The organism is Flagellimonas meridianipacifica, from assembly GCF_003001695.1.
GTDB lineage: Bacteria > Bacteroidota > Bacteroidia > Flavobacteriales > Flavobacteriaceae > Flagellimonas > Flagellimonas meridianipacifica.
On sequence record NZ_PVYX01000002.1, the window covers coordinates 389,580 to 406,827 of the forward strand.

Consider the following 17,248-nt stretch of genomic DNA (forward strand, 5'->3'; position numbering starts at 1 on the left):
ATATTCTCTAAAGTGTCATATTTCTTAAACTATGGTAACTAAAGAGGTAAAGGGACGAACTAAAAATGGAAAAACAAAAAAGCCTATTTCTTTCTACACTTGAGAAAAACCAAGATAAATTATATAGGCTTTGTTCAATATATTCTGATAATAATGAAGACTCAAAAGACCTGTTCCAAGAGGTTTTAGTTAATATATGGAAGTCGATGAGTTCATTTAAAGGTAATTCATCTATTGGTACTTGGATATTTAGGATAGCATTAAATGTTTGTCTTCGTTTCAAATCAAAATACACAAAACACCAAAACCGATTTATAAGATTGGATAGTATGACTATTTGTAATATCGGTTCTCAAGTAGAAAATGAAAAAAGGGATGAAAAACTAATAGCTTTAAGAAAGTGTGTTAAAAAATTGAATGATGGAGACAAGGCAATAATTGCTCTGTACTTGGAGGGATTAGCATACCGAGAAATTTCAGACATACTCGGACTATCTGAAAATCACGTAGCCGTAAAAATCAAGCGGATTAAATCAAAATTGTTGAACTGTATAAATGGAATGTTATGATAGAAGATGAATTAATCAAAATCTGGCAAACGTCCAGTAATCAAGAGCGTATAAAATTTGAGAAATCAAAGTTAATGATAGAATTACAATCGAGTTTAAAGCGTTTAGACAGATGGTGGAACTATATAGAACTTTCAGAAACGATTTTAGCTGTATTTGGAGTTTTATTATCTACTTTTTTGTTATTCAAGATTCCATTCATTCTGACAAAAATAGCATTGGCTTTAATGATTATTTGTGCAGTTTATTTAATTATAAAATATCGAGGTATCAAAAAGTTTCAGCCTAGTGACTTGGAAAATAATTATCTCAATTACCTCAAAAAAAACAGGGAATATCTTCATGCACAAAAGAAATTTCTTAAAACATACTTCTATTGGGGAATATTGCCAGTTTACCCAATAATGTTGTTGTTCACTATCAGCGTTTGGGAAAAAGTTCCAGTACATTTGATTGTCATTATTAATGTGGCTACAATCGGAATGGGTATTTATGGGTATTTCTTAAATAAAAAAAGAATAAAAAGAGAAATAACCCCAAGAATTGGTAGAGTTAATGAATTAATAAGCGAAATAGAAGAATAGCATATGACATCAAAATATAGACCATCAAAAGTTTCAACAAACTTCATAGAACAATTGTCAAAAATTTTGAGTTTTTCAACTTCAAAAACAAGAAGAGAAACAATCAAACAAAAGAGAAATCAAATTAGGAATAAAAAGTACTAATGGCAACAACGCATATAAAAAATAGCGGTTTAATCAAAAAGGCCCTTTCTCACCCTCATCTTTTTCGGTCACTTTCCATTGCCCATTTTGCTTTACTAGCTTAAATGTTTCCGGTGCATCGGAATAGGAAGAGGTAAATTTTATCCATGCGACATCAGCATCTATCCGTTCATCCAGGACTTTGAATTCTGATGCTTTCTTTTCCTCAGCGGTAAGCAGAGCCTGAACGGTCATAAAGGATTCGTAGCTCACTTTTGTGGTATGTTTTTGGAGTGTGCCATTGTCTTGGGTATAAAAACTCACAACGACCGTTTCTGCAACTTCAGCTGGGGAAGATGTGGTTTGGCCACTACAAGCCACAAACAATAAACTTAGCAAGGGGATTAAGATTTTTTTCATCGTGTTCTAATTTGGGTTATTGATGTTTCGGGCCGGTATCTTAAGCTCGATGTTTCGCTCTCCTTTATTCTCATTCAATCTGAGCAGCAACAATCTATCGTCGCTCAATGAGAACTTAGGCAGCACATAGACCACTCGGGTCGTTTTTCCTTCCTCAATACGTTCAGGAAGTAGGTGTCGGTACAAAGGAGCTTGATGCAATCGCTGTAAGGACTTTTTACGCCCCTTTTTACGGGTATCTACGGAGAAATTCAGGAAATTGATGTCATAGTCCAAGGTTGACTTGTTTTTTACTTTGATGACGAAGTACAATTCTTCCCTGTCAAAAACGATATTTTCAACTTCCATCACCACGCCGTTGTTGCGTTTACGCAATCCTGCGGATGGTGTTTTTCTTGTCAGCAGATAAGAACAAAAACGCTGATAGTACAGCTCTCTATTCAGGACTTCTGAAAGCGGTTTTTCTTTGATGGGTTCTGAAATCTTTTTTGGAATTTCATTGCCAATCGAGGCACTTTCAGCGATAAAATGGTTCAGCTCTTTAAGCTCCTTCCTATACTTTACAATATACGAAAAAATAGCACCATTTTTGCTGATTACCAGTAGATTACTTTCGTTTCCCGGCTGTGCCTGAAGCAATCCAAAATGTTGTTCTTTTTCACGATTGTAGGTAAATACAAAATGAGATGCGCCCGTGATTCCCTGTCGAATAGGTTCAGGAAAAAAAAGGGCTACATTCTTTTTATCATTGGCATAAATGGTGTCCAATTTTATAGTTTGTGCTTTCGCGAAAGCAAAGACACTAAAAACCATTATGGTGATATACTTTTTCATAAGAGTGAGTTTTAATTAAGGCCTCTTTGAGGCTTTAAAATGAGTTGATAATTATTGACGATGGTAACCTTTACATTGCGGTTGTTCCTGCGAAATACTTGTTTGATGCCACCTACTTGGGGAAGTCCGGCAACGTTCACATCCTGCACGATGTCATCGAGTACTTCGCGACTTGCATCAGCCTTAAAACTGTTCTCGATATAGATGCCTTCACTACCATCCTGAAGGTCGTAGGCGTTAAAGGTGACAGGCTTATGATTGATGTTTTCAATACTAATCAATGTACGGTTGGGCTGAAAGGTCACAAAGCCAAATACAGGCGTGTTCTTGGGAATAAGTTGCCCATTGATGACCGCATCATTGGTCAAGCGCATTCGAAGGCGGTAGTTACTTTTGACCACTTGGGTGCCATCTACGGTTACAAAGACTTCAGGGTCGGTATCAAGATGGACTTGAATGTCATTCACTTTAGGATTTGAGGCAAAGAACAACTCATGCTCCAGGCCTATTTCCAGGCCTTTGATTTCATTTTCTTCAGTGTTTTTTGATAAGGTGTCTTTGGACTTTTTCATAGGTAAAGGATTAGGGTTTCTAACAGTCTTAGCCGTGCGATAAGTGCCTTCCGTATAATTGATACGACCAGCAGCGTAGATGCTGTCAATGATGCGCTGCTTGTTCTTTTCTGGCAAATAGGGGTCATAGAAGCCTAAGGTGTCGATGAGCTTTTCATCGTAAATACTTGGAGCATTGGTTTCCCTAACTTCCTTAAGGTCATCAATGGCTTTCAGTTTTGAGGAATAATCTTCTTGTTCTTGTTCCAGTTCAGGAACTAAAGGCTGTTTCAAGTTTTCGGTTTCTGATTCATCATCGCCCATCACCATCATGGAATAGCTGATGATGAAAATGACCACGATGGCGAGTACGGAACCGAATACAATTTTGTTCTTTTCAATCTTCATTGGATATTTTCTTTAAAGTGTTTTCGAAATAATTGGTAATCAATAACCCGTGCGTATTGTGGGGATAATTGCGGTCTACGATTATGAGATTTCCCGTAGAAACCAATTCATATCTGTCAATCACGGTTCCCCGATTAATCTCAAAGACGGTTGTCGTTTTAAAGGCATACGGCGATTGCTGTAAATCGACCTGAGATTCGATACTGACTACTTTTTGTACCAGAGAATATTGCAGCAATCGATTATAGACTCCATCCGCTTTTTTTTGACGGTACAGATTGTCCACGGAACTGTTGCCCAGCCATAGTGCTTTTTCCAGGTTCTTTTCATAGTTGCTGGCATCAATGTCATAGAAATAGGCGTGGAACAACTCCAAGTGTGCCAGACTTTCCACAAGCAAGTTCTCTTGTTGGTTGACCCATTTAAGCGGAATGACGGAGCCATCGGTATTAATGGCAAATGAGCTGTTCAAAGCTTTTTGGTGAATGTCATAAACAATCCATCCACAGAAAGCAGAAGAGCCCAAAGCGCAGATAGATACCGTCAAAACGATGAATCGGTTGATGGATAATACAGCATAGATGTTTTTATAGGATGTTTTCATTATTGCGTAAAGAGTCTTAGGGTGAATGAAATGGCCCTGTGGTAGAGCTTGAATTTGAGAATGACGATAAAGAGCACGGAACCCAATTGTACTACAGGAGCAAAGAAATTGCTGCCCACATCAGTTCCGAAAAGGGACGTCCAGAAATTGATGTTGATTTCGGTGTACAGTGCATTGATAAACACGTTGACCAAAAAGAAGGCCGGTACCAACATATACACAGCTGCGTATAACCTGAAAAAATTATAGGCCATAGACCGAAACTTCTCAAAGACCGCAAGGCTTATTACTAATGGGAAAAAGGCCTGCATGATGCCCAACAAAAAGTAACGTTCGGCCAAGAATAATGGATAGATAAACAAGTCCATTATCCATAGGAATAGGCTAACAATGAAAGCCAAGATTTTCCATCCGAATAAAGGCGTAACCAAAGCTTCGTACAAGAGAGCTAGAGCCTTTTTGGCGGCTTCCAATGCGCCCACATCCTCTTCCAAAGGAATGTCCTGCATCTGAAGCGGAAGGAGCGCAGGAGCCGTGTTTCTGTATTGCCCCTCAATAGCGACCAGAATACCATCAAAGAAACCCAGTATTTGGGTGGAGAAAATAACCAGGAGAACCACCATAAAGTTTTTGGCAAGTTCTCCTGGACTCAATCCCCAAGTGTACCCATCTTTTTCGGCTACGCCCTCATTATATTTTTTGAGGATATTGATTAGGAAAAACAGCACAGCGAGGGTCTTCATTCCGGCAATGGTGTATTGGGAGAAATCACTGTCCTTTATGATTTGAAAAACAGTGTCCACATATTCCAATCCGATGCCCAAAAAGAAGCCCGCCATTTTTAGTAATTGGTTTCACGATTATTGATTCGGTCCTGCATCTTTCTGAAGGAAATAATGTCGTTATAGCGTTCGGTCTTTTTATTGATTTCGGCCACCATCTCTTTGGATTGCAACTCCATTTCCTTCAACACTTCCGCACGTTCGGCATCCGTCATTTTTAAGAAATCGCTGGACAGGATGCGCTCGATATACTCGAAGTTGTCGAGGGAATTTTCGATGATGTTGTTGAAGGATTCTGAAATGCGGCTGACTTCCTCTGGCTTCACATAGGGCGAATTCAGAATATCCCGCAAATCATTCTGTACAATATCAAATAAGCGTTGATTGTTACGTTGAATTTCACGAACGGCCTTGAGTTGTCGAATGACATTGTTGACCTTCTCGATATTCTCTTTTTGCTGTTTGAGAAATTCCACGGTCTGCAGCAGTTGTGAGGTCTGTTTTGCCGACTCTATCAATTGTTTGGCAAGACTGATAAAGTTGGTGTTGTCATACACCGGCATCCCCTGGGCATTGGACTTACCGTAAATCAAGAGGGCGATTACCAGTAGTAATCCATAGATAAATGATTTTAATTTTGGATTCATATTATTAGATTTTAGATGTGAATTCTTTGATGGCTTGTTCCATATTTTGGGTTCGTTCGTAAATGGCCATTATGGCTTCGTTTTCTTTTCCGTCCGTCAGGTAAGCCGCATAGACTTCTTTGGGTACTTCCAATCGGAAGATGTTGCTCTCCTTTCCAATCTTGATGAACATTTCTGTATACTTTCTAGGTCCGGAAAGGTTATTTTTAATGGATTTGAGTTGGTTTAAATCGTGACTCGAAAGGTTTAAGCGTTTCACCAATTCGTCATAGCCCTTTTCATTGTTCAGACTGTAGATGACCTGGGTATTTTCTAGTATACTCGCTGATGTATGGTTATTGGGCAGTTGATTGATAGATTGCAGAATGATACCAATGGCACCGTTTTGCTTTCGAATTGCCTGATAGTAGAATTCAACGCTTTCCAGTACGTTGTCAAACTTTAATTGTTTTGCAAACTCATCAAATAGGATAATCCCTTTTTCAGCTCGGTTTCTCCAAATGGTTCTTTGGATGGCTGACTTGATGAGTTTAAGCATTACCGAGAGGATTTCCTTATTGTCCTTTACTTCATCCAGTTCAAAAATGATAAGCCGCTTGTCCTCAATTTTGAAGGTCTGGTCTTCGCTCATTTCAAAAAGGAAGCTGTACAGTCCATCACCCACATACTCTGACATAATGTGCAGGAAGTTGGGAATGTTGAAGTACTCTTTTTGAATTTTTAATTGCTCTAGAAGATTTTCCTGATACCCTTCTATAAAGGCATAAAAACTATCTAAGGAATGGTCTTTTCTGACCTTTTGATAATAATGGAGCAGCACTTTTTTGATAGCCACTGATTGTGCTTTGCCAACCTTTCCCTCCGAAGCAAATAGCTCAAAAAGAAAAATGGATAAGTCTTCCAATCTTTCTGGTGTCAAGTCAGCTTCAGAGGCAATATAAAATGGATTAATACCCAAATTTTTTCCGCTCTCATAGCGCAAAATGGTATGGGTCTCTGGGTAGAGTTTGGCAAACTTGGTGTACGAACCACCCAAGTCGATGATGACTAAGCGAACACCGCTTTCAAAATACTGACGCAAGATGTTATTGGCCAAGAAGGATTTACCTTCTCCGGTGGGAGCGAAAATGGCAAAATTCCTTGCCTTGATACGCCTTTTGTGTTCATCCCAGACATCTTTGAGTACAGGAATATTATGCTCTCGGTCATTAAATATGATACCCGTCTCATCGGATTCATAATTGGTATTGTTGATGAGCAAGCACAAGGCGTGTTTTAAATCGGTGACGTATAAATCTTCATTGGAGAAATTGGAAGCAAAAGCACAATAGCTGTTTAGGATATAGTTTTTGCGTTCTTCTCCGCGAGGATAATAAGGTGTAATGTCCAGCTCCTTAAATTCGGTTTTTATCCGTGAAGCTATGTTTTCTAGCTGTCCGGCTTCCCGACCCCAATAAATGACATTTAGATGTCCTCGAACGACTCGTGCACTATCATCGGTATTGATTTGATTTTGAATGTGCTGAATTTTCTTCAACACCACCTTGTTCATGGAACCGAAATTGGAGCTCTTGTTCAGTTCCTCGATTTTCTTGTCCAGTATCTTGCGCCACTTTTGTTTGTCATCCAAGTAAATGATTTGATTGACAATATGGTTTTCATTTAGGGTTAGTCCAAGTCCGTCAATAAAGCCCTGGTGGAATACAAAATCATCTGATGTAAATTTTTCATTGGTTTTGCTGCTGTAAACCGTCTCACCAAGACACAATTCACTATTCACCGCGAGACAATCAAAGTAGTTTTCGCCAATATTGATATTGGATTTATTCAGAAGAATATCGGTATCAAAACCCTCGTTGTACCCGTTGAAAAAAGCGTTGGTCAATTGTTGGATGGCTTTGGCATCCAGTGGCTCGAACTTCATCTTGCGACTGTTATTGATAAAGGAAACCGCATCGGTCACTGCACCCACAAAATTGTGTACGGCCATATCCATCAGCTTGGGCAGCTTTGCATTCGGTTTTTTAAAAGGATTGACGTATTTGGAATTGTTCAACGCCCTGTTCTTGGTAAGCGTAAAGAACAAATAGCACCGATGCTCAATATACTCCCGACCTTTAAAATGTTGATGGGTGGCTTTCTCCAAAAAGGTATTGTTTGATAGGTTGTTTGCCGTGAATTGCCTTTTCAGGTACACATCCTGTTTATGCACTACCGTACCCGATGGTAAGGTTTTTACGGCCTGAAACCAGGCTCCATGAATGTCTTCAAAGTCTTTTTCTGCCAGCGAATAGATTTCTGGCAGGAAGCCTTCATAGCATAAGACCACATTGCCGTTGTTGGCAAACAGAACGTTGTCTTGAATATCTGCAATGGGATAATGGGATGCCATACTAATCTTGTTCATACCAGAGTGGAGTTGGGTTTTTGTTACTGATGCTTTTGGGAAAGGGTGAGGACATTTGAAAGAGCTGTGGTGTTCGTGAGAATTTGAGTAACCCAGCATATAGTGCCAGATTAAAAACCAATACTCCAATGATGATTCCGAAACTGAAGGAGAATATGATGATTAAAAGTGAGCCGATAACGGCCACCATCATCAAAGCGAACAATGCTATGGGAAGCCCAAATATCATTGCCCGTTTTCGGATGTTTCTATAGACCTCGAACCGTTTCATTGCTATACTACGATTCCAATGAGATAAGTGAAGATGCCCACTACAGCCCCAGCTATAAGGACGAAAACTAACACTCGGGTTATCCCTTTCTTGAGGTCGGCGTTCTCCCCAAAGAAGTGCCCTGCATTAAAGAGGAACCCAATCAGGAAAATAACCCCAAGGATAATGGGAAAGATGGCCCGAATGGTGTCGGAAACATCGTTAACGGAATCTTCAATCCCACCAATTTGAGCAAAAGCGGGTGTAGAAAAGAGCATTAAAAGAACGGTTGAATAAACTAATTTTTTCATAGGAAAACACATTGATTTTTACTACTCAAAATTTAGTTTATATTTGAATATAAATTATTGAAAATCAATTATTTGTGAATAAAATATTATTTGAATTGGGATGATTTTGTTTGATGTTATTTGATATCAAATACTATGAATTTCACACTAATAATTTTTGAAAAGTGCTTTAGTAAAAATGAAAGTGAGACCCAAAAACGTCAGATTTATGTTTTTACTGCTAAAAACTTGTTTGGTTTTTGGATGGAATTTAAGTGCCCAAAATCGAGTGGTCATTGACCCTGGACACGGTGGAAAAGATAGTGGTGCAATTGGCCAAAAAAATACAATTGAAAAAGAAATCGTTTTACTTGTCGCAGAAGAAATAGTAAAACTGAATAAGGCCATATTTAACGACAAGCTAGACATCTATTTGACACGTTATGCGGATACTTTAATTGGCTTGGGTGACCGGCCCAAATTGGCTAAAGCTATTAATGCAGATGTATTTATATCACTGCATTGTAATCATGCTACTAATACCAATGCCAAAGGGATTGAGGTTTATGTGGCCTCTGGAAACTATGACTTCGGCAATGAATCTATCTATTTGGGTTATGAGCTGCAGCGACGGTTTAAAGAAAAACTAGGATTTAGAAGCAGAGGCGTAAAGTTTGCCAATTTTCAAGTGCTGAGGGAAACTGCCAATGCAATGCCTGCGGTTTTGGTAGAACTTGGTTTTTTGAGCAACGCAGATGAGAGTAACCATTACCAAAAGCCGGAATCATACCAGTCCGTAGCTTTGGTACTATTGGAGAGTTTAATTAAAAATTTAGATAGATATGAAAGAGTTGGGGATTGAGGTTATTAGGATTGTAAGAGAAGTTTTAATTACCTGTTTGGTAATTTTAAAAGGAGGAAAAAACCCAGATAAGAATTAGCTGGGTTTATTCGAAGTCGTAGGTTAATGTCAATTCTATAAACCTATCCCTTTTTATTAAGTTGTTATATCGTTGTCTGATTTTGTTTATTTCTGAATTCTGCTCTTTTACATTGTCTCTTGTAATTGTATAATGCTCTAAGAAAGCCAGGATATCCGGATTATTTGTTAGAGTATGGGCATTTTTGAAATCGCTTATCTCAAGGATTATTTTGACCTCTTCCCATATTTCGGATTTTTTTATTGCTCTAAATTCTTGTAACCATATTTGACTTAGACTAGCTTCTTCAAAAACACTGCGATAAACTATGTAGGTTTCTGGCATATACAAAAGTTCATAAAACTCCTCAACATTTTTGCCAAATGCTTTTTCAAAAAAACTTCTTCCACTGGCCACAATACCTTTTGATACATTCAATACAGATTGAATTGCACGAATGAATTTCTTATTCCAGTGTTTGCCTACATAAAGTCTATGCTTGGCATCTTCACCAAACAAGGGGATGTATTTCATGGGAAAAGAGAAAATGTGAAGTTCCAACTCTTCTGATAATTCAATGTTGATTCTCATTCTCTCGTAAAGGTCCTCAGGTTTGTCTTTGAAATTGTACAATAAATAATTGGAAAGTTCCTTAATCCCATATTTAGCCGCCAGCCTAACAGCTTCGACATATTTCTTCTTCATCCCAACATAGTCGAAAGCAATTCTAAGTGGCCGAATAGGAATCTCGCTCATTTTTTTCATAAACTCTTCGGTGACGTAGCGAGCGTCGGTGCCTTGATTAAAGTCGACATAGCGTTGTTTTGGGGCTTTGTCACGATATTTTTCAAAAATTGGAGATATCAAATCATGCGATTTAATCAGATTCTCTTCTGTCACCTCAGGCAATTCTAATAGGGAGTGCTCATCAAGGATGTCATAAAATTGTTCCGCAACTTTTTTATTTCTTTTCAAACGTCGTTGTAATAAGTCGTGCAAGAGAAAAAATGCCCTTCTGGTGTAACCCTTATTATTAAACCCAGACCTTAGGTTGGTGATTGCAATCTCATACTGGTTTGGCTCAACAAAAGTTGCACCTTTGTAGAATCCCATTTCTTTGATTTCGTCAATAATTTCGTCGAACTTTGGCGATGCCAGTACATTGTTGTCCATTAACAACAAATGTTGTTGCTCTCCATAGAGTTCTTTTATTTGAAGAAACTTATCGATGGTTTCCACCTTTTCTTTATACGTGGGTTCTAAAATTGGAACGGAACAGAAGGCGCATTTTCGCGTACACCCTTTTGTCATAAAAGTAAAATAGGCACTGCCCGTGGGATATCTGTAATCTACTTCATAAAGAATAGAGTAATCTAAGGGCAGTTCATCAATAATGATATCATTGTCATCAATCATGCCTGGTTTATCCAATATGCCTTTGAAAGGTTTAATGCCTGTTTCTACTTCTATTTCATGTGTCAGTAGCGAAGCCATTACACCGCCTACCATAAGATGCTTTTGGTCCCTTACGAGGAGTTTTGCATATTCGATTGTCTCTATCGTTTTTTTCCAATAGAAGGTAAACAGCGTGGTCACATAGACTCTATCCCATTTTCTATTATCAAGGTATTTTTTCTTCTTATAGTAGTCTGAATAATAAGAAAACCATTCGTTTAAGAGTGGTTGATTTTCATTACCTGAAGTAAGGTCGGTAAGGATACTTCTTCGTTTTGTTTTTAGAAATAGTTTGATTTCCTTTTCTTTCTTGTACCACGTGGTATCCGAATCTATGGTTGAAATTTTTTCCAAACATTCATTGTAAATCTCATTTACTATAAAGTCTTTCATTTCGCCCTTGTAAAACGTCACAGAATCTCCTAACATTTTATGGTAAGAGGAGATTTTCATAAGTCCGATAGGCGGATACTTATTCTTATAGTTGGGTTCAAGTAATAATATGTTTCTTTTCTTTTTCATTAGCTTAGTTGTTTAAGGTGACTATATACTTCGTTCCAACTATCTACTCTAATTATATTTTTTTGAAAACGATATCTGTTCTCGTCATTGTTATATGGTTGATTCATAAGGAATACATAATCTACAAGGTTCGCTAATTTTATAGCGTTTTCGGGAGTATCTTCAATAAAGAACTTTAATCTGTTTCTTTTTGCCCCTTGGAATCGATTTAAAAGTAAAGTTTGATTTCTAACAATGAAGCTGAACCGTGTGTCTGAAATATTTGAGTTCCCTTTTTCAATTGTTACTCTGGTTCTAATTTTTAAAAAAGTAGGTATAAACCAGTAAAGAATTGAACTAAACCAATTATTGATAATAAATGTATTTATACCCACATTCTTAAATGAAGACTTGGTGATTTTTACTATATCATTTTTTAAGAGAGGAGTGTAGTTCTGTTTTATTATTTCATTTTTTACTTTATCGCTCATCTGTCCCCAGGGACGATAGGTATAAACAAAGATTTTATAGCCAAATTTCTTATGGATATCATTTATTGTTTTTAAAGCATTTTCCTTCTCGCGAAGCCCTTCCCAATACTCTTTACAATTGAATACAACCTGCTCATCGAAGTCATCTACGTTCAGCCCCTTATTTAGTCTAACAGGTATTTCTTTGATTTTTTCTGTATCGATTCTTTTACCTCTCAGTTTATAAAGCCACTCAGCAAAATGTTCTGTTTGATTATTTACAACACCGTCGATATCAACACCAAAGGCGAATGACTTTAGATAAAAATTTTCCCTTCGGTACGACAAGTATTTCCAAAGGATTATATGACCTAGGATATTAAAAAACACTATCCACAGGTATATCCTAGATAGCGGCAAATCTAATTCAAAGAGCGTTGTGTTAAACACATAATCTGAATGCAGCATTCTAAAATAAAATGCTGAAAAGAGAAACGCAGAATTTATCAGTGTAAAAACTATAATTAGAGGAAAAAAGATAGTATTATCAGTATATCTTGGTTTAGATTCTACTATTGGTAGTCCAAGATACTTATGGTAATCATCAACCTTTAAAGATGAATTCTCGTAAAAGTACTTCCGAACCTTATTTACTTTTCGGGCATATAGTATAGCATCGTGTCTTATATTAATGATAAACAGAAAAATGCATAATCCTGCAGCCGAAATCAGAAGGAGATAAGCGAAAACTATATCATAAGTTGTCTTATCTAGGTTGCCCTTGAAAAATGTACTCATGTTGCCTTCACCAGTACCAACTAGTGTTAATAAAAGTGCAGGAGCAGACAGGAGCAACAAATAGTACCTAAAAAAAACGGATACTTGCTTTATTGATTCAAAATGTGAAGTTGAAATATTCTTATATTCCTCTAGTTGAAAATCATCAAACTTGTTATTTTGGTTATGGTTATTGCTCAAAATTTTTATACAATTACTTAAACTCCTCTTTAATTTTTTCTTTTAGGTTGGCTGATAAATCAGGTGTTAATACCTTGTCTATAACCCCGAATATCTTAGAAACCAACTTTCTGTCTTTTAAACTCAAACGACTTAATTCATCGGTAGCATATTTGGTCTTACCACTTGCGGGTTTTGATTTAATCAAATCAGCCACCTTTTTCTTTTCTGCAGTTATGTTTTTAAATATCCGATTTTTCGGGTCATGTGGGTTGGTTATTTTGTTAGATAGCTTATCTAACTCTTTTTCGGCTTTTTCAGCATTGGTTCTATGTTTTTCATATTCCAATTCTAATTTTTCTTTTTCTTTGTCGTTTGTAAAGCCTGTATTCTTTGCCTTTTCTTCAAAATCCTTTTTAAATACAGCTAACTTTTCAATTTTTTTGGTAGCACTTCTTACTTGGGAGGCATAGTAGTACAATTGGTGCAACTCGTTATGTAGCAGGTAGCGAAGCTCCTGTTCAAAAGCTTTTAATGTCTCATTTTCTCGAAAGTAATCCCTTCTGGCGTTTGGTATTAGGTTTTGGTCCACTGCAAGGACCTCTCCAAAAAAGTAGTAATTGCCTCTTGGCTCTTTGAATAATTTTATCAATGTTCCAGAATCTCCAATTTGGATGTTATCTTTTCTTAATCTCATCCCGCGGGCTAGATTTATCGATGGTATTTGTTTTTCGAAATTGGATATCCCATACCAGCCAAGGGCCAGCTTACTTTTTTTATTTGAAGAATAAATCTCAAAAAACTTTAGGTCTTTAATCTCATCCACTCGTTTTTTTCCATCCCTGTCTGGCTCATAAACCGTAGAGGTATAGGCTTTGAAGATTTGGTCGTCATTAACTATAATTTGATATTCATCAAGGTCTATTCGCCATTCTTTACATTTTTCATAGATTTTATCAGAAAGTATAAAGTGGCTTTCATAGGGCACAGGGGCCACCATTGACAAGTATTCTCTTACATTTTGAACATTAAGAAGTTCATTGCTTTTTACTCCGATTAGATAGACCTTAAAGTAATGCTCCGAAGCCTTTTCTTTTTCGGTGTATGCTGTAGTAACCTTATCAATGACTTCAACTGCTTCCTCATTTTTACTTCTGTCATTAATAATTGTACTGAGCAAATCCGCATCCCATTTTAAAATGGTTTTCGTTTTTTCTCCCTTAAAAGTAGTTTCAAACACAAGTTCTTTACAATACCCAATACCTCCTAGTCTCCCAATACCCCGGAACCCTTTGTTAACTCCTAGTCTTTTAGAAGACTGCGCAACATTTTTGAGGACACTTTCAACTTTAGAGCTTTCTATACCTGTCGCATTGTCTGCAATTAAAATCTGTTTTTTGGGTTTGTTGATGTGAATATTAATGAGTCCGTCCTTTTTTGATTTGAACAAACCTTTTACAACTGCGATATCAATTTGGTCAGCAGAATTTTGGATGTACTCGCGAAAGACGAATCTAGCATCCTCATACATACTAAGAGCCAATGAGTCGATTACATCTTTTCCTATTTTGGTTTTTTTAGCCATTCTTAAATTGTTTGTATACTTCTCTTGGGAATTTTATGTGCAACAATGACCTAAAAATTGGGTGCTCAACAATATATTCTCCTTGACTTAAGCGCGTCATCATATTTTTATATACTGAGGGTATAAATCGATAATCAGGCTTGCTTATTTCTATGGCATTGGTTCTTCCAAAAGCGTGGGTGGAACAATTTCCTTTAACACGGTCATGTATAGCACTCTTAAATTGCTCAACAGAAAATAAAATGATGCCAAGTGACCTTCCGCGTTCAGTAATGTCCAATATTTGTTTGAGGATAGGAGAATTTTTTGGTACGTCGCTCGAAGCGTATTTGTTCAATTCGTCTACAAAAATTATGATTTTTGAAGGTATTTGGGAGTCCTCTCGATTATCCTGTCCAAGTTTCATATCATAAAGAGCTCTAATTACATCTCCAAAAACGAATGCTTGGGTATCTATGTCTAATTTGGCAATATCAATCACCTTGACTTCATTTTTACCAATATTTTTCACGGCATCTGCTATTCTGACTTCATTTTTATCCGAAACAACCCTGCCGCCAAATATTGGTTGGTTCAACGCGTTGCTAATCACCCTTTTAAATTTACGCCAAGAAGCAAGTGTTATTTCTTTATCCGTCTTTGTATTCCCTTTACTAGCGTATTGTGATATTTCCTCTTTGAAAGTATGCCAGTCCCTTAGACTACCAAAGTTGCCTTGTCCACTTATTATGAAATTTATTATTGACTCCATTGTACCCGTGGAATCATCAATATTGGCAAATAGCAAATCCAAATTGTCTTTGTCATTCTCATATACGTATTTGTATTTGAATGCCTTTTCAGCTGAACGCTGAAGTTCAAAATCATCAGGGTCGACATGACTGTAAACATTGCTTTGGTTGTCTTCAGTATATGGATAGTAATAACTCACATTATTGAATGGTAAACCTGAAAGGTTCAAGTCTTGATAAAGTTTTCTATCAGATTCTGGCAGTGCTTCATTTTTTTCATCAACGGCAAGCAGGTCTCGACCCTTAACATTAAAAAACACAAACGAGATGTCTTCTGAATCTTCTTTTTCAGTCATTTCCTGAATGGCACGGAGAAGGAACATTGAGTATGATGTTTTAGCAGCAAGACCAGATATTCCTGATATGTTCAAATGTGCTCCTTCAGGCCCAATCAAAAAATGAGAATTGAAGAACACCGGAAGTTTTACTTTATCATCACCCTCATACATTTCTAGATAACCACATGGAAGGGGGTTTTTAATTTTGTCCAGCCCTAAGGCTTCACTTATCTCTTTCTCTGATGCCAAGCCCACTGTACTTCCGTTTAAAACCGGGGTATAAATATTCTCGGAGTTGCCCAGAACCTTCGCCTTTACATAGTTCATGCCAATCCTATGCATATTTGCTTCTAGATTTACATCACCAAAGTCATTAGAAATATAGTTAGAAAGATAGCTCGACGAGTCTGTGATGTGTGATATTTCTTCTACCACACCATAAGTGATGGATTCATTAATATGATTGACTTTTATAACATCAAAAGGACTTAAGATGCATTTCTTATCGGTCCAAAAATAAAATTCGTCAATCGTAGTTGGAGCCTTTTCAGTAGCGGCTACCTTGCCAATAGTTCTGCTCATCTTTAAAATAGGTTTATAAAATGTAAATCGCTTATGTATTTGGATTTAGCATATGATTCTGTTAAATAAATAGGATAAAGATGTTTGGCCCATCTAGTGTCATGTCCATAACACACAGGAAAACTCTCATTTATAATATTCGCACTTATTAGGTTTACTTCATCTGTTTCCAATCCCTATTCGGTTTCTTTTTCAGATACTAAAATCTTTTCAACTTTGACAACCCCGTCATAGGGACTATGGCAATATTTAATATGCCTAACTCTTAGGTACCACACAGCAAACCAGACATCTTGGCCAACTCTATCAACCGTATATTTAATCACAGGAGTTCTATGATTTAGAGGCAATCCTGCAATCGACTTCGAAATTTTTGGTTCAGTTTTCGCCATAGATTCTGGGTTGAATGCCTTTGAAACACCAACAACATATTTGTAATTTGACTTTACCTTTCCCAAAAGACCAAACTCGCCCATTTCTGGCATTTTACCATACTCAAGAGAACCGTCTTTTATCAAATAACCTGATGCCGATAATATTTTGTTCTGAGCTAAACTACCAACCAATCTCTTTTCTTGGTCAACCATTTCGTTCTGAATAGTTGCAATTGCTTTTTTCTCATACTCGTCACCATCTTTTTCTTTATAGTTGAGAATTTTGCTGAATTGCAAACCTCTCTTTTTAAGATATTCTTCTTGATTCAACTTCTTTAACAGATTTGAGAAAAAATGCTGGTGCGAACCAGGATTAGCTGAATTTGGTATTGATAAGACTAATGACCTTTCGAATTGAACAGGTTTAAAATCGTCTTTGCTTTCTCTTTCACAACAAGCTATCCCGATTTGTCCTGCTACCGCGGGATACAACCGTGGGCCATATGCCAAATCATCAACTTTATAAGTTCGTCTAGAACCATCCAAAAAAAACTTAAATATTGGACGACCTCTTGCCTGTTCTGCTTTGACAAGCGATTCTAAATTAACCGCACTTTTTAAGATTTGTGTTTCGCCCCTCTTCGTTGCGGATATGTCTTGTTTATCGTCATATTGCAACTGAGGCACTGCTATCGAGTCAATGCAATATTTGAATGATTTGTATGAATAACCGTCTGTCTGCTTGGCAATAAAGTCTAAAATTCCGTTCACAAATTATTGAAAAGTTTACGTTTAACACATTTTAACATAAACTGGTCAAAATAGCATTTTTTCTGTCTATATCATAGATTTTTTTTGATTATTTG

The 17,248-nt window shown here is 37.1% G+C and carries 17 protein-coding genes; 3 read left to right on the forward strand and 14 right to left on the reverse strand.

Translation table 11 applies throughout. The features are described 5' to 3' along the window. The first annotated feature begins 65 nt into the window (after nt 1–65). Nucleotides 66–569: an RNA polymerase sigma factor gene (locus CLV81_RS11575; RefSeq protein WP_106145287.1), complete on the forward strand. Its 504-nt coding sequence runs from the start codon at nt 66–68 to the stop codon at nt 567–569. Next, nucleotides 566–1,153 carry a hypothetical protein gene (locus CLV81_RS11580; protein ID WP_106145288.1) on the forward strand — a complete coding sequence of 196 codons (588 nt, stop codon included), beginning with the start codon at nt 566–568 and terminating at the stop codon, nt 1,151–1,153. The genes CLV81_RS11575 and CLV81_RS11580 overlap by 4 nt, the downstream gene beginning before the upstream one ends. A gap of 177 nt (nt 1,154–1,330) precedes the next feature. On the opposite strand, the gene CLV81_RS11585 is transcribed toward CLV81_RS11580, so the two are convergent. The 9 genes from CLV81_RS11585 to CLV81_RS11625 are packed head-to-tail and all read right to left on the reverse strand — an operon-like array spanning nt 1,331 to nt 8,490. Next, nucleotides 1,331–1,696, reverse strand: coding sequence for a nuclear transport factor 2 family protein (locus CLV81_RS11585; RefSeq protein WP_106145289.1), 366 nt, complete (start codon nt 1,694–1,696; stop codon nt 1,331–1,333). A gap of 6 nt (nt 1,697–1,702) precedes the next feature. Then, entirely contained in the window at nt 1,703–2,530 is an 828-nt protein-coding gene (locus CLV81_RS11590; RefSeq protein WP_106145290.1) for a DUF4138 domain-containing protein, read from the reverse strand. 11 nt (nt 2,531–2,541) lie between these two features. Next, a complete protein-coding gene (traM, locus tag CLV81_RS11595) occupies nt 2,542–3,489 on the reverse strand; it encodes a conjugative transposon protein TraM (RefSeq protein WP_106145291.1) in 948 nt (315 codons plus the stop codon). Beyond that, nucleotides 3,479–4,093: a conjugal transfer protein TraK gene (locus tag CLV81_RS11600; RefSeq protein ID WP_106145292.1), complete on the reverse strand. Its 615-nt coding sequence runs from the start codon at nt 4,091–4,093 to the stop codon at nt 3,479–3,481. Before CLV81_RS11600 ends, traM begins: the two co-directional genes overlap by 11 nt. Continuing rightward, nucleotides 4,093–4,932, reverse strand: coding sequence for a hypothetical protein (locus CLV81_RS11605; protein WP_106145293.1), 840 nt, complete (start codon nt 4,930–4,932; stop codon nt 4,093–4,095). Before CLV81_RS11605 ends, CLV81_RS11600 begins: the two co-directional genes overlap by 1 nt. Nucleotides 4,933–4,934: 2 nt before the next feature. Then, nucleotides 4,935–5,522 carry a TrbJ/VirB5 family protein gene (locus CLV81_RS11610; protein ID WP_106145294.1) on the reverse strand — a complete coding sequence of 196 codons (588 nt, stop codon included), beginning with the start codon at nt 5,520–5,522 and terminating at the stop codon, nt 4,935–4,937. 4 nt (nt 5,523–5,526) lie between these two features. Next, nucleotides 5,527–7,929: a TraG family conjugative transposon ATPase gene (locus CLV81_RS11615; RefSeq protein ID WP_106145295.1), complete on the reverse strand. Its 2,403-nt coding sequence runs from the start codon at nt 7,927–7,929 to the stop codon at nt 5,527–5,529. After that, nucleotides 7,916–8,200 (reverse strand): hypothetical protein, encoded by a 285-nt coding sequence (locus CLV81_RS11620; protein WP_106145296.1) that lies wholly within the window; start codon nt 8,198–8,200, stop codon nt 7,916–7,918. The genes CLV81_RS11615 and CLV81_RS11620 overlap by 14 nt, the downstream gene beginning before the upstream one ends. A gap of 2 nt (nt 8,201–8,202) precedes the next feature. Next, nucleotides 8,203–8,490 carry a hypothetical protein gene (locus CLV81_RS11625; protein ID WP_106145297.1) on the reverse strand — a complete coding sequence of 96 codons (288 nt, stop codon included), beginning with the start codon at nt 8,488–8,490 and terminating at the stop codon, nt 8,203–8,205. A gap of 208 nt (nt 8,491–8,698) precedes the next feature. Between CLV81_RS11625 and CLV81_RS11630 the strand changes: the two genes are divergently transcribed. Continuing rightward, nucleotides 8,699–9,331: an N-acetylmuramoyl-L-alanine amidase family protein gene (locus tag CLV81_RS11630; RefSeq protein WP_245911995.1), complete on the forward strand. Its 633-nt coding sequence runs from the start codon at nt 8,699–8,701 to the stop codon at nt 9,329–9,331. 85 nt (nt 9,332–9,416) lie between these two features. On the opposite strand, the gene CLV81_RS11635 is transcribed toward CLV81_RS11630, so the two are convergent. The 5 genes from CLV81_RS11635 to CLV81_RS11655 form a co-directional block, all read right to left on the reverse strand. Further along, nucleotides 9,417–11,366, reverse strand: a complete 1,950-nt coding sequence (locus CLV81_RS11635; protein WP_211298009.1) for a radical SAM protein — start codon at nt 11,364–11,366, stop codon at nt 9,417–9,419. Further along, nucleotides 11,366–12,793, reverse strand: a complete 1,428-nt coding sequence (locus CLV81_RS11640; protein WP_106145299.1) for a hypothetical protein — start codon at nt 12,791–12,793, stop codon at nt 11,366–11,368. Before CLV81_RS11640 ends, CLV81_RS11635 begins: the two co-directional genes overlap by 1 nt. Nucleotides 12,794–12,806: 13 nt before the next feature. After that, on the reverse strand, nt 12,807–14,357 hold the full coding sequence (locus CLV81_RS11645) for an ATP-binding protein (protein WP_106145300.1): 1,551 nt from the start codon (nt 14,355–14,357) through the stop codon (nt 12,807–12,809). Continuing rightward, a complete protein-coding gene (locus tag CLV81_RS11650) occupies nt 14,350–16,008 on the reverse strand; it encodes an ATP-binding protein (RefSeq protein WP_106145301.1) in 1,659 nt (552 codons plus the stop codon). Before CLV81_RS11650 ends, CLV81_RS11645 begins: the two co-directional genes overlap by 8 nt. Before the next feature lie 176 nt (nt 16,009–16,184). Next, nucleotides 16,185–17,153, reverse strand: a complete 969-nt coding sequence (locus CLV81_RS11655) for a hypothetical protein (protein ID WP_106145302.1) — start codon at nt 17,151–17,153, stop codon at nt 16,185–16,187. Nucleotides 17,154–17,248: the final 95 nt, after the last annotated feature.